The sequence below is a fragment of the Peptoniphilus lacydonensis genome, from assembly GCF_900106515.1.
Classification (GTDB): domain Bacteria; phylum Bacillota; class Clostridia; order Tissierellales; family Peptoniphilaceae; genus Peptoniphilus_A; species Peptoniphilus_A lacydonensis.
Genome location: NZ_FNWF01000003.1, coordinates 722,229 through 735,199 on the forward strand (window position 1 = coordinate 722,229; position 12,971 = coordinate 735,199).

A 12,971-nucleotide genomic window follows, 5' to 3' on the forward strand; every position below is an offset into this window, starting at 1 on the left:
TTCTGCTCTTTTTTGTTTTTCATTTAGTAAGTTTCCTCTATTAATATCTAATATCCTTTGTCAAAGTCCACTATATTTTTAAAATCTCCATCATATTTTAATGCTTTTAAATTGTGATAAGCTGCATCAAACTGCCTCTTTTCTATATCTTCGCAAGAAAATGACATATGGGGATAAATATACACATTTGACATTTCCCAGAGAGGCGAATCTCCACTCAATGGTTCTTCTTCAAAAACATCTAGTGCAGCTCCCTTTACTTTTCCACATTTAATAGCATCTATTAGTGCACTTTCATCAATTGTGGCACCTCTTGAAATATTTACTATTACAACTCCATCTTTTAATTTTTCAAAACGATCCCTATTTAAAATATGACGAGTTTTTTCCGTTTCTGGAAGACACATTATAATATAATCCATCTGATCTATAATTTTATCAAGCTCTTCTATGGAATATACATTATCAAAAGGCTCTACCTTTCTTCCACTAGTATTAAATCCATTTAATTCCATATCAAAACCTTTAAGTCTTTTTGCCCCCGCAACGGCAATTGTTCCAGTCCCCATAAACAATGTTTTCTTATTATATAGATTAAATGAAAAATTTCTCTTTTCCCAAATCTTTTTGTCTTGGTTTTCTATATTTTTTCTGTCATCTTTTTCCACTTGTAAAAGCCCATAGACAATCCACTCAGAGATGGGATCGTCATAAGCCCCTTTATTATTTGATAAAATTATTCCCTTTTTCTCAATATAATCTAAATCCATAAAGTCAATTCCAACAGAAGTCAAAAATATATATTTCAAATTTTTATGATTTTTGTAATTTAATTTATCTAAAAAACTCGCTCCAATTAAAATATCTTCACCATAATCTTCTCTTTTATTTGGATTTTTCCCATCAAAGGAAACTACTTCATATCCCAATTTTTCTATCACTTTTCCATATTCTTTTTCAAGATAAGTATCAAGCAAAACCTTCATTTATTCCTCCGCAAATTTTTTTATAGTTTCTAAAACCTCGTCAAATTTATCTGTCATGACCGAATGGCCACAATCGTCTAATTTTTTAAAAGATGCACCTATCTTTTGTGCCAAAAATTTTCCATCCATATAAGAAATAACTTTATCATCATAACCGTGAAGCACAATGCTATTTATTTTTAAATTATTTCCAAAATATTCATAATTTCTTAGAATAGATGCTATATCCTCTAAATTCTTCTGTTTTGACGCCGCTAAAACATTCCTGTCAAATTCTTTTTTATCTGGAAGATTGACATTATATATAAAGGTTTCAAAAAGTATTTTTATAATATCAATTGTAGACTTTTTATTATTAATACCCATACTTTTAAAACCTTCTTCAATTAAACTAAGGTTAAAATGCATAAAATTATTTAAAATTTCTAAATTCTTCTCAGGATTTAAAAAGTCAAAGTCTGAAAGATACTCTTGAAAATTATTAGTAAGAATGTCAGCTCCATTGGTATTAAAAGGTGAATATCCCACTGGTGCTAGAAAAATTTCATTTTTAATTCTTTTTTTTATTAAATCATCCCTTGAAATTTCAAGAGCAATTCCTGAGCCAAAGGACCAAGATACTAAAGTGAAATTATTTAAATCAAGGTCTAAAATAAACTTCTTTAGATCACTTACTAGATCATAAATTGACTGCACTTTATTATTGTAAGAACTTTCTCCAAATCCTCTCATATCAAGTGCATAAACCTCAAATCCATCTAAACTTTCTATTAAATTTATGAAACAAGAAGATGAAGACATATTTCCGTGGACAAATAAAATTTTTTCATCTGTTTTTTCTCCACCACAGAGATAAAAAATTGACTCGCCATTTATATTTATATAATTTTTCTTTAATTTCATCTTTTGCCCCCTAAAATAAGTTACATATTATTATATTTAAATTATATTCTAAAACTATAATTTAGTAAATAGCATTAATATTGTAAAAATTATTTAGGTATACTATAATTAATCTATAAATCGAAAGGAGTCTTTATGAGTTTTTTTAGAACTTTGCCAACTAAACTTAGTTTTAATACAAAAGAAAAAATTCAAATTGCAAATGCAGAACTCACCAGTGGAGATTTTGCCATTGCAATAGATATATTAAATGCTACAGACTCTTATGTAACAAATATTGAATTTGCCGTTAAATTTAAATCAATAGAAAAATCTTACTTATTTAATGGCAGTGAATTTTATTTTTCACAAAATGTAGAAATAGAACCCTACACAAGATATTATCTAGATCCATTCTTATTAGACGAAAGATTTTTTGATGCAAGGGCTATAGATATTTACATCACAAAATACGCCTCTGACGGAAAAATTCACAACATAACAGAAAAAAACAGTGAGATGAATCTTCCTGTAATTCCTGAAAGGAAACGCACACAAATAAAAGAAACACTTGGAGATGGTATAAAAACCTATGGTGAAAATCATATTGACTTCTGGCGTTGCACTTGTGGTTTCATAAACGAAAAGGAATCTAAGGAGTGTAACTTTTGTGGCAGAAATAAAAACTTTGTCCTAAACAATCTAACAGAGCCTCTGATAAATTCTAAAATCTTAAATGTAATAGAGCACACAAAATCATCTTCTGATATAAACTTAAAAACTTTAGAAACACATTTAACTCAAACTAATTTATCTAAAATTGCTCCCAACACTGAAAATCTTAAAATCGACAGAACTAATGAAATAAGTCAAAAAAACACTAAAAGTTTCCCCATAAAAAAGCTTCTCTTTTCTTTAATACTAATTGTTTTTTTGTCCTTTGTTTTTTTATTTGTATTTAATATAACTACAAAAAATAGAAATGAAAGTAAAATTGAAGATGCAAGAAACCTTGTATTAAGTGGCAATTATAAATCCGCTCTTGCAATTTATAAAGATGCTACAAAAGAAAAATTCAATCCAGAAGTTTCAAGTGAAATGGAAAATTTAAAAAAATTAATTAAATCAGATGAATATTTTCAAAAGGGAATTTCTCTTTACAATAATAAAAATTATATTGATGCAGCTTACAATTTTAAAAAAGTAATACAAGAAGACGAAAAAAATTATACAAATGCTCAAGACAAACTTTTGTCTATAGAAAATATTATTTTATCTGATGCGAGAATTGCTGTGAAAGATGGCAATGTTAGTAAAGGGATAGATCTACTTGATAATTATATTGAAGTTGTGCCAGAGTCTGCAAAAGCCATTAATTTAAGAAAAGAAATTGAAAATAATATGGCTTTTGACATAAATCAAGTTAACAATCAAAAAGAAAACTTTGAAAAGGAAACTGATTACAAAGATGCAGCTGCCACTGCCAAAAAAGCAAGTGAACTATTGCACACTTACAAAAATGTGGCAACAGAAAAAGCAAACTTGAGAGAAGAACCTAGCGTAGATTCTGCAATTATTAAAATTTTAGACAAAAATACTGAACTATATATATTAGATACAAAAATCGAACAGGGCGAAAGAATTTGGTGCAATGTCGAAGTTAAAAGTGAAATATCTGGCGAAAATATAAAAGGTTGGATATCTGATAAAACTTTAAATTAAAATTTTTAAAATCTCCTCTAAGGAGGTTTTTTTATTTTCTCAATAATGAACCTTTTTACGCTTACAAAAGTCTTATAAGTAGATGCATCGTGAAAGGAGGAGTACATGGCCCAAGTAATTACAGATAATTTTTTTGAAAACTTAAAAGCCGGCGATAAAGATTCCTTTGATCTTCTCTATGAAGAATACCACCTTATGCTATATAGGAGTGCATTTCTCATACTGGGAAATAAAGAAGATGCGGAAGATGTTCTTCAAGAAACCTTCCTTTCTATTTACAAAAATATAAATAACTTGTCAAGCAAAGAAAAACTAAGACCTTGGATTTTTACAATACTAAAAAATTCTTGCTACACTAGATATAAAAAAAGAAAAAAAGAATTCCCAGATGAATTTATTTTAAATAAAGTAGATTTAGACATAGATTCAAAGGGCGAGGACGAATTTGCAACAAGAAACGAAATTGAGGAAGCTTTATTAAAACTCAAGCCAAAGGAAAGAGAAGTTATTGTTCTCTTTTATTATGACGACTTATCTATTGAAGAAATAGCAAAAGTTTTAAGAACATTTAAGGGTACTGTCAAATCAAGACTTTTTAGAGCTCGAAATAACTTAAAAAAAGAACTAATAAAAATAGACCAAAATTACAGTGAGAAGGAGAGTATTTATGAATAATTTTGATGAGTATATAAAAAATAAATTAAATGAAAGTGTAGAAGATACTTTTCCTTCTGATTTCATTAAAAATAAAATTGACTTAGAAATTAAGTCGACAGAAAGAAAAGGAGATTTTAAAATGAAAAATAAAAAAGTTTTATTAATAGTTTGTGGAGCACTTGTACTTTCAATGGGTGTTTTCGCAGCAGGAAAAATAACTGGAACAATATCATCTTCAAGTTCATATTATAACTACACAAATTACACTGATATGGCTAAGGCAGAAAAGAAAGCTGGTTTTGATGCAAATGTTCCAGAAAATTTAGGTAAATATAAGTTTGATGGAATTACGATGGTTGATACAGAAGATATAGATGATGCTGGCTCAAAATTAAACAAGCGAAAAGAAATCGCTATAACTTATAAAAACGATGCTGAAAGAGAAATCATACTATCAATCGATAAAGCTTCCACACCTATTTCTAAAGAGGAGTATCAAGAAATGAGAGAAATAAAGGGTACTCCTGTCTACTACTCAAGGCTTGAAAGCTTATTTATATCAGATGAAAATGACGCAACAGCAGAAGAACTTGAAAGATCAAAAAATGATCCATTCTTTAACATAGCAATTGGAGACACGTCACATGAAAGATTAAAATCTGTTTCAAAACACTTAATTTTTGATTACAATGGACTTAAGTATTCCATGATGGCCGACGAAAATATGGACGTTAATGAATATTTTGATATGGTAGGAGATATAATTAAATAAATTTTAAAAAGATATAATTTGAATAAATATTAGAAACTTCAAAGCATACAAAAAGGACCGCCTTGGTCCTTTTTTCTATATTTGCATAAAATTAATTTGCCCCACTCATTTTCTTGTACATCTCAATATTAGAGTCGTTTAAAAATTCATAAGCTGCATTTACTTCTTGAAATTTTTCTTTTGCACCTGGTTCCTTATTTAAATCTGGGTGATATTTCTTTGCCATTTTTCTATATGCAAGCTTCACTTCATACTTGTCTGCATTATAATTTATGCCAAGAGTATCACAAGCTTTTTCATATTGATCTTTAAATCCATAACTTGTGTTTTGTGATGAATTACTATTTCCATGACTGTTTCCATAGTTTGCACCTTGTCCATTATAATATCCTCCATAGCCCTGTTGCCTAAAAAATTCGTCAAACTGTGAAAAGTCATCAAAAGTTGTCCAAGTAAATCCTCCAAACTCTCTAAAGCGTCTGTTAAATTCTTCTTCTCTTTGTTTTCTCTTTTCCTCTTCTTGTCTTAACCTTTCTCTTTCTTTCTTTTCCCAATATGCTCTACCATATCCAGAAATATTTTCAAATTCATTTTCTTTTCCAAGTAGATAGTGATCTGCCCTGTCATAGAAAAATTCTGTCACCATGTAGTGAATATACTTTAAAAAAGATTCTGACACATTCCCGAGAAGTGGCACTACAATTGCCAATATAATTATTGTAGAGAGCCATTTATTTTGAGAAAGTCCTTGCCACGCAAAGGGATTTAACAATAAAAGTATTATCAAACATCCGCCCATGGAAATTACATACAAGAAAAATTTTCTAATAGCAGAAAACAAATCCACTGCAATATTTACTATTACTATCAAAAAAGTCAAAATTAGGTCAAAAAGTTTACCCAATCCTTTGTAAAAATATCCTAAAATTTTATTCATTATCTTTCCTTTTTCTATACTCTTCTATAAATTTATTATCTTCAATGACAAGTTCCCATTCATTTGCCAAAAATTCCAAGTGATGTGTGAACTCGTGAAGCAAAACTTCTTCTAACTTTTCTTTTAAAATTTCTCTTGATGCATATCTATACATTTCCATAAAAGACCCATAATAAATTTTTATTAATCTACCTATGACAGACCTTTGATACTCACCCATAATGAGAAGATCTTCCTTAGTAGATTCATCATGATACTTTTTTTCTTCTGTCAAGATTATACCACCATTTAAGTTTTCATAGGCATAAGTTGGAATACTTTCGCAGATTTCTTCTAAAATTTCTTCAACTTCATCTATTCTTTCCAAATAAAATTCATCATAATAAGAGGGATCTTTCAAATTTTCATCGCAAATATTATCTTCTTCAAAATCATTATCTATGTAATCTTTTGACATAATTCACCTCTATATAGAAAAAACTGTAGTATTCTACAGCTTTCTACAATTACTTTTATAATACCTAAGAAAAAATTTTATACATCTAAATTGACTAGCTTTTCACCAGGAACTGAAGACAATAATCTCTTCGTATAATCTCTTTTTGGATTTTCAAAAATTTCTTCGGTTTCATTATACTCCACGCATTTTCCATGATACATCACTAGAACTTCTTCTGCAACATATCTCACAACAGAAAGATCATGGGATATAAAGATAATCCCAAGGCCAAGATTTTTCTGCAAATCTTCCAATAAATTTATTATTTGTGCCTGTATTGAAACATCTAATGCTGATGTCGGTTCATCTGCAACAATTATTTTTGGATCAACGGCAAGAGCTCTTGCAATCGAAATCCTCTGCCTTTGTCCTCCAGAAAATTCGTGAGGATACCTATTCATGTGGTACTTAGAAAGACCACATAGTTCCATAGTTTGCAAAACTTTTTTTTGAATTTTTTTTCTATCTTTTTCACGATTTAAATTTATTATTCCAGATGCAATTATATCTTCACACTTTTTCCTAGGGTTCAAAGACGAATAAGGATCTTGAAAAATCATCTGCACATCTTTTCTGTAATTTCGCAAATCTTCTTCATTACAATCTAAAATATTTTTATCTTCATAAATTATTTTACCACTTGCATCAGGATAAAGACCCATTATACATCTTGCAAGAGTAGATTTCCCCGATCCACTTTCTCCAACAATTCCAATTGTCTGAGCACTTTTTAAATCAAAGGAAATATTATCCACTGCTTTTAAAATTTTATCTTTTTTCTTAAATTCTTTAGTTACATTCATAACTTGTAATATTTTTTTATCTTTCATAACATCACCCATACAGAAAGCAACTGACCTTATGGCCATCTATATCAATTTCTTCTGGAATTTTCTCTTCACAAATTTTCATTTTTTTATCGCATCTGTCACAAAAATAACAACAATCCTTTAGGCCAATTGGATTTGGAACAGCACCTCTTATAGAATAAAGTTTTTCTCTCTTTTTGTGTGCACTTGGTATTGATTTTATTAATCCCTTTGTATAAGGGTGAAGAGGATTTTCAAAAATTTCTTCTGTGCTAGCTCTTTCAACAACTTTTCCTGCATACATTACATTCACATAGTCCGCAATATCAGAAACAACAGCCAAATCGTGAGTTATAAAAATAATTGAAGTGTTCATATCTTTCTTTAATTTTTTCATTAATTCCAAAACTTCTTTTTGAATTGTGACATCAAGAGCCGTTGTGGGCTCGTCTGCTATTAAAAGTTTTGGATTTGAAGAAAGTGCCATTGCAATCATAATTCTTTGCCTCATCCCACCAGAAAGTTCGTGAGGATAAGAATTATAAATTTCTTCTGCTCTATCTATCTCAACTTTTTTTATCATCTCAACAGACTTTTCCTTTGCAGTTTTTTTGTCCATATTAAAATGAGTCCTAAAAACTTCGGACATTTGGTATCCAATTTTTAATGCAGGATTTAAAGAAGTCATTGGCTCTTGGAAAATCATAGAAATTTCATTTCCCCTTATATGTCTAAGCTCTTTTGCTGAAAGTTCTAAAAGATTTTTTCCCTCAAAATTTATTTCTCCAGAAATCTTTTCAATGGAAGATTTATCGAGAAGCCCCATAATGGCAAGTGAAGTAACAGATTTTCCCGATCCGCTTTCTCCTACAATTGCCGTTGTCTTTCCACCTAAAATATTTAAATCTACTTTATTTACTGCTTTTACAATTCCATCTGAACTTTTAAAAAACACTTCAAGATCTTTTATTTCTAATAACATACTACCTCCTGAATTTTGGATCAAAAGTATCTCTAAGAGCATCGCCAACAACATTTAAAACTAAAATTGTTATTGCAATTGCAAGTCCGGGGAAAAATGTCATATACGGATAATTTCTAATATACGCTCTTCCTTCTGAAAGCATTTGACCCCACTCTGCCTCTGGCGGCATAATTCCCATTCCTATAAAAGAAAGAGAAGCTGCAGACAAAATCGCAGTTCCAACTCCAATTGTTGCTTGAACAATTATTGGTGCAAAACAATTGGGAAGAATTTCTGTAAAAATTAATTTAAAAGTTTTTACACCAGATAATTTTGCAGCTTCAACATATTCAAGATTCTTCACTGATAGAACTTGACTTCTAACAATTCTAGCATAACTTGGTATGGAAGAAAGTGAAACCGCTAAAATTAAATTTTTCATTCCTCCTCCAAGTGCTGCTGCAAGTGCAATTGCAAGAACTAGTTGTGGTATGGATAAAATAGTGTCCATAATTCTCATTATAATTGCATCAAAAATTCCTTCATAATATCCAGCAAAAGCTCCAATTATTACTCCAATCACAGTTGAAATTATGACAGATGTAAATCCAATCTTAAGGGATACTTTTGCACCATGTAAAACTCTTGAAAAAATATCTCTGCCAAAGTTATCCGTTCCCATTAAATGCGCGCTTCCTGGCTTTAAAAAATTCTCTTTTGGATATTGCTTTGTATAATCATAGGGAGATATTACATCTGCAAAAATTGCAACAATAATTATTAAAATTAAAATTACAAGAGCTACTACTGCAACTTTATTTTTGCTATAATACTTAAAAAAATTTTTTAGTCTTTTTTTCATATCCCACCTACTTGTACTCTGACTTTATTCTAGGATTTATAAATCCATATAAAATATCAACTACAATTGAAATTAGAGAATAAACTATTGCAATAAGCATTATTGCTCCAAGAATAGTTGGATAATCTCTAGTTTTTATTGACTCCACCATTAATCTTCCAATACCAGGAATAGAAAAAATTGTTTCAGTCAATATACTTCCACCTAAAAGTCCACCTGCTTGAAGCCCAATAGTTGTTATAACAGGAATCATAGCATTTTTAAGTGCGTGAACAAAAATAATTTTTGATTTTTTAAGACCCTTTGCTTTTGAAGTTCTAATATAGTCCTTGTCCAAAACATCAAGCATAGCTGATCTTGTCATTCTCATAATTACTGCAGAAGATTGAAATCCCAAAGCAATCCATGGAAGTATCATGTGCTTTATAGAAGAAAATCCAGAAGCAGGAAGAACTCTAAGTTTTGTTGAAAAAATAATTATTAATAGAAGCCCTGACCAAAAAATTGGCATTGCAAGTCCAATCATACCAACAGTTGTTATTATTGAATCAACAATAGTATTTTTCTTTAAAGCTGCAATTATACCAAAAGTAATTCCAAAAACTATTGCAATAACAAGGCTTCCCCCTGCAAGTTTCATAGTTGTTGGAAATACTCTTAGAAGTGCTTCTGATACTGACTTGCCTGATTGGTAACTAGTTCCCAAATCAAAATGGAAAATTAAATTTTTTAAATAACTTCCATATTGGACAATAAAAGGTCTATTAAGACCCAAGCTTTCTCTTATGGCATCTACAGCTTCCTTTGTTGCGTCAGGCCCTGCAACTGCAAGAGCTGCATCTCCTGGTGATAAATATAGAAGAAGAAATACTATAAAGCTCACACCTAAAAGTGTGGGTATTAATATTAAAAGTCTTTTTAAAATATATTTTGTCATATCTAATCCTTTCATTTGTCAGAAAAGATAAAATTCACCAAAGAAGACCTTGGTGAATTTAAAAAAAATTATTTTTCTAGAAGAAATACATCTTTAAGTTCTTGTGGATATTTTGGAAGAAGATCAAGACCTTCTACTTTGTTATTACTTGCCACAATTGTTTCTCCATAACAAATATATAGCCATGGATATTCTTCGTTTATAAGCTCTTGGGCTCTCTTATAAATTTGTTCCCTCTTAGAATCATCAACCGTTAAAAGGCCTTCTTTTATTAAATTATCAAGTTCTTCATTTCCAAAGTACATATAATTTGGACCTTGCCCCTTATTTGCAGAAGAAAAAGGTTGCAACAATTCATAATGTGCATCAACAACTGAAGGATTCCAACTCATAATAAACATATTATGTTCTTTTCTTTTTAGAGAATCTATAAAAGCACCCCATTCTAGTCTTTCTACATCAAGACCAATGCCGTATTCTTTTAGCTGATCTTGCATCATTGTAGCTACATTTACTCTTTGAGTATTATCAGAAGTGTATATAGAAAGATTTGTGCCTTCTGTAACTCCTGCAGCTGCAAAAAGTTCCTTAGCCTTTTCTTTATTTACTCCATTTGGTTTTACTGAATCTGCGATAGAATATTTAAAATTTGGATTGACAGGACTTGTTGCAAGTTTTCCACTTTCCATATACACAGTTTCAAAAATTGTATTCATGTCAATGGCATTTACCATTGCCTCTCTAGCTTCTTTTTTATCGAAAGGAGCTTTTTCCATGTTAAATCCTATAAAGTGAATTGAATTGTCAAGTTTTCTATAAAGTTTCAAATCATCGTGATCTTTAATATTTGGAACTTCTGCTGGATCAATCCTATAAGCAAGATCAACTCCACCACTTTCAAGTTCTATAATTCTTTGAGATGCTTCTGGGATAACTTTCATTTCAATTCCAGAAATTTTTGGTGCATCGCCCCAATAATTTTCATTTACTGAGAATGTTGCATGGTCATTTTGTACCCATTCGTCAAGTACAAATGGTCCTGTTCCCATTGGCTTTGTTGCAAGATCTGCTCCACCTTCCACATACTTCTTAGATAAAATAGAAACAGCAGGATGTGAAAGTGAATTTAAAAATGCAGCATCTGGTTCTGTAAGTTTAAATGAAAATGTTAAATCATCTTTCTTTTCATAAGAATTTGGATCAATCTTTCCATAGAAAGATTCAAACTTTTCGCTTGATGCAGCCCTTTTAAGTGTGAATATTACATCATCAACAGTAAGCGGATCTCCATTAGAAAACTTAACTTTCTCTCTTAACTTAACTTTAAAAGTTTGTGGATCGGGATTTTCAATTGATTCTGCAAGAGAATTTACAAGTTCACCCTTTGAATTTCTTTTAACTAAAGTATCGTAAACTTGAATAATAATATTTTCTGCATAGTCGTCATTTATCGAATTTGTTTCTAATGTAGTTGCATCTTCTGCAACTGCTACTTTTAGTACAGGTGCTTCTCCCTCTTTTTCTTCTTTATTAGAGCAACCTGTCATAAAAAGTGCAATCATTAAAGCCATAACTACTATTATTCTTTTCTTCATTAATCATCGTCCCTTCTTATTCTTCTTATATCTGCTCCAAGATTTCTAAACTTTTCTTCTATATTCTCATATCCCCTGTCAATATGATGAATTTCAGAAATTTCAGTCTGTCCCTCAGAAACAAGCCCCGCAAGAATAAGCGCAGCCCCTGCTCTTAAATCTGTGGCAGAAACCTTAGATCCATATAGTTTACTCTTACCCAATAGAATAGCTTCTCTATCTATTACTTTTATTTTTGCTCCCATTTTCTTTAGCTCTTCTGCATGCATAAACCTGTTCTCAAAAACTGTTTCAATTATGGAAGATTGACCATCAGCTTGTGTTAAAAGTGCCATAAATTGAGCCTGAAGATCTGTTGGAAATCCTGGATGTGGAAGAGTCTTTATTTCAATTGACTTAATATCTTTTGTACCAATAACTCTAACACAATCTCCATTTTCAATTATCTTTGCACCACTTTCCTCTAACTTTGCAATCACAGGTTTCAAATGAGAAGTTATTACATTTTCAATAGTAATATCTCCGCCAGTTATAGCAGATGCAACCATAAAAGTTCCCGCTTCGATTCTATCTGGTATAACTTGATGTGTGCAACCCCTAAGTTTTTCCACACCTTTTATTTTTATAGTAGACGTGCCTGCACCCATTACCTTTGCTCCCATTTTATTTAAAAAGTTTGCAAGATCTACTATCTCAGGTTCCATGGCACAGTTTTCCATAATAGTTTCTCCCTTTGCAAGTACAGCCGCCGTCATAATATTTTCAGTTGCACCTACTGATGGAAAATCTAAATAAATTCTATTTCCAATAAGACTATCACACTCTGCTTTTATCTCACCATGAGTCATCTCAATATCTGCCCCTAAAGCTCTAAATCCCTTTAAGTGAAGATCAATTGGTCTTGTGCCAATATTACAACCTCCAGGAAGAGAATTGTGTGCCTTATTTAATTTTGCGAGAAGAGGTCCCATCACAAGAAAAGAAGCTCTCATTTTACTCATAAGTTCATAATCTGTTTCATAAGAATTAAGACCACTTGGATCTATTACAAGCTTATTCCCATCTTTATCTATTTCAAGTCCAAGTTTTCTCAAAACCTCTGTCATTATTTCCACATCTTTTAATTCTGGAACATCTTCTAAAACAATTTCTTCTGTTCCAAGAATTGTTGCCGCCAAAATTGGAAGTGCTGCATTTTTCGCACCTGAAATTCTAACATTTCCCCTTAGTGGACCATTTGGTTTTACTAAAATTTTATCCAAAAGGATTCCTCCCATTTATTATATTTAATTATTTATATCAATTTAATTATATCATAGACTTTTAGAATATATAAGAATTTAAAATTA

13 protein-coding genes are annotated in these 12,971 nt (G+C 30.6%); 3 read left to right on the plus strand and 10 right to left on the minus strand.

The window, feature by feature from the left end; translation table 11 throughout:
• Positions 1-47 precede the first annotated feature (47 nt).
• Together BQ5450_RS05230 and BQ5450_RS05235 are read right to left on the minus strand one after the other, a co-directional pair.
• Positions 48-986, minus strand: coding sequence for an NAD(P)-dependent oxidoreductase (locus BQ5450_RS05230; protein ID WP_071126183.1), 939 nt, complete (start codon positions 984-986; stop codon positions 48-50).
• A complete protein-coding gene (locus BQ5450_RS05235; protein ID WP_071126184.1) occupies positions 987-1,889 on the minus strand; it encodes an alpha/beta fold hydrolase in 903 nt (300 codons plus the stop codon).
• Between the two features lie 135 nt (positions 1,890-2,024).
• On the opposite strand from BQ5450_RS05235, the gene BQ5450_RS05240 reads away from it, so the two are divergent.
• The 3 genes from BQ5450_RS05240 to BQ5450_RS05250 all read left to right on the plus strand — a co-directional run bounded on the left by BQ5450_RS05240 (position 2,025) and on the right by BQ5450_RS05250 (position 5,019).
• On the plus strand, positions 2,025-3,590 hold the full coding sequence (locus tag BQ5450_RS05240; protein WP_071126185.1) for an SH3 domain-containing protein: 1,566 nt from the start codon (positions 2,025-2,027) through the stop codon (positions 3,588-3,590).
• A 105-nt stretch (positions 3,591-3,695) separates the two neighbouring features.
• Positions 3,696-4,265 (plus strand): RNA polymerase sigma factor, encoded by a 570-nt coding sequence (locus BQ5450_RS05245; RefSeq protein ID WP_071126186.1) that lies wholly within the window; start codon positions 3,696-3,698, stop codon positions 4,263-4,265.
• A complete protein-coding gene (locus tag BQ5450_RS05250; RefSeq protein ID WP_071126187.1) occupies positions 4,258-5,019 on the plus strand; it encodes a hypothetical protein in 762 nt (253 codons plus the stop codon). Before BQ5450_RS05245 ends, BQ5450_RS05250 begins: the two co-directional genes overlap by 8 nt.
• A 91-nt stretch (positions 5,020-5,110) precedes the next feature.
• Here the strand turns inward: BQ5450_RS05250 and BQ5450_RS05255 are convergent, their stop codons facing one another.
• The 8 genes from BQ5450_RS05255 to murA all read right to left on the minus strand — a co-directional run bounded on the left by BQ5450_RS05255 (position 5,111) and on the right by murA (position 12,884).
• Complete coding sequence (locus BQ5450_RS05255) at positions 5,111-5,956, minus strand: DnaJ domain-containing protein (RefSeq protein ID WP_010245834.1); 846 nt, start codon at positions 5,954-5,956, stop codon at positions 5,111-5,113.
• Positions 5,949-6,413: a metallopeptidase family protein gene (locus BQ5450_RS05260; protein ID WP_199820673.1), complete on the minus strand. Its 465-nt coding sequence runs from the start codon at positions 6,411-6,413 to the stop codon at positions 5,949-5,951. Before BQ5450_RS05260 ends, BQ5450_RS05255 begins: the two co-directional genes overlap by 8 nt.
• A gap of 77 nt (positions 6,414-6,490) precedes the next feature.
• On the minus strand, positions 6,491-7,285 hold the full coding sequence (locus tag BQ5450_RS05265) for an ATP-binding cassette domain-containing protein (protein WP_071126188.1): 795 nt from the start codon (positions 7,283-7,285) through the stop codon (positions 6,491-6,493).
• Between the two features lie 4 nt (positions 7,286-7,289).
• Positions 7,290-8,246 carry an ABC transporter ATP-binding protein gene (locus BQ5450_RS05270; RefSeq protein ID WP_071126189.1) on the minus strand — a complete coding sequence of 319 codons (957 nt, stop codon included), beginning with the start codon at positions 8,244-8,246 and terminating at the stop codon, positions 7,290-7,292.
• A gap of 1 nt (position 8,247) precedes the next feature.
• The gene (locus BQ5450_RS05275) at positions 8,248-9,090 is read right to left on the minus strand and encodes an ABC transporter permease (protein WP_071126190.1); all 843 of its coding nucleotides are present in this window, start codon (positions 9,088-9,090) and stop codon (positions 8,248-8,250) included.
• 7 nt (positions 9,091-9,097) lie between these two features.
• Positions 9,098-10,027 (minus strand): ABC transporter permease, encoded by a 930-nt coding sequence (locus tag BQ5450_RS05280; protein ID WP_071126591.1) that lies wholly within the window; start codon positions 10,025-10,027, stop codon positions 9,098-9,100.
• A 68-nt stretch (positions 10,028-10,095) separates the two neighbouring features.
• A complete protein-coding gene (locus BQ5450_RS05285) occupies positions 10,096-11,622 on the minus strand; it encodes an ABC transporter substrate-binding protein (RefSeq protein WP_071126191.1) in 1,527 nt (508 codons plus the stop codon).
• Positions 11,622-12,884, minus strand: coding sequence for a UDP-N-acetylglucosamine 1-carboxyvinyltransferase (gene murA, locus BQ5450_RS05290; protein ID WP_071126192.1), 1,263 nt, complete (start codon positions 12,882-12,884; stop codon positions 11,622-11,624). The genes BQ5450_RS05285 and murA overlap by 1 nt, the downstream gene beginning before the upstream one ends.
• Between the last annotated feature and the right edge of the window lie 87 nt (positions 12,885-12,971).